This is a genomic window from Vibrio sp. 1288, from assembly GCF_033344475.1.
Window position 1 is genome coordinate 1 of sequence record NZ_JAWPOX010000480.1, and the last position, 723, is coordinate 723.

The 723-nt window shown below is 46.3% G+C and carries 1 protein-coding gene and 1 pseudogene; one reads left to right on the forward strand and one right to left on the reverse strand.

Annotated features, from left to right (window positions below; genetic code table 11):
- Positions 1–227 (forward strand): annotated as a pseudogene (locus R8O11_RS27510) (hypothetical protein); the annotation flags it as partial.
- Positions 228–352: 125 nt separating this feature from the next.
- Here R8O11_RS27510 and R8O11_RS27515 read toward each other — a convergent pair.
- On the reverse strand, positions 353–723 hold a 371-nt coding region (locus R8O11_RS27515), incomplete at its 5' end, for a GGDEF domain-containing protein (protein WP_318194913.1).

Below are 723 nucleotides of genomic sequence, written 5' to 3' on the forward strand. Positions count from 1 at the left end.
AAGGCACAGGTTGTGTGGAGTTGATGGACATCGATGACATCCAATTGGAAACTCGCATCACGTTCAATCCAGAGTTGACTGGCAATGCGCCAACCGCGATGCGTCATTGGATTAGTCTTATTAAAGGCGACAAGAAAGGTAAACCGATGGCGTGTAGCGAAGACAAAGAGTACACCGCAAAAAATGGTGACGACTATGTTCTTAGTTACTGCTACAGCATTGATTAATCAAATATAAGCCCAAGTAGCCTGCTTTGGGTATGTAGGACGAGAAAGTAGAAACCCCGCGCTAAACAGTGCGGGGTTTCTTTATTTGTTCTAACCGTCTTTACTGTGTTGCCAGAGAGGTTAGCTTAGATAGGCATCACTCGGTTTCGACCGAGTTGTTTTGCTTCATAAAGCTGTTTATCGGCTTTGTTGACTAATGAATCTACGGTGTCACCAACTTCGAACTCTGCCACACCAAAAGAAGCGGTAATGCTATGAACTTGTGTGCCCGAGCGTTTATCACGTACGCGTAGCTTTTCAATCATGCGGCGCAGGGTATCGGCATATTGGCGGGCGATTCGTAGGGATTTGTTTGGCACAATTAACGCAAATTCTTCGCCGCCGAAGCGGTACGCACTCACGCCATCGCGACAGCTTTGTTGTAGTCGACGCGCGATCGCTTTCAATACTGTGTCACCAAATAAGTGCCCATAGTTATCGTTAAACGCTTTAAAGT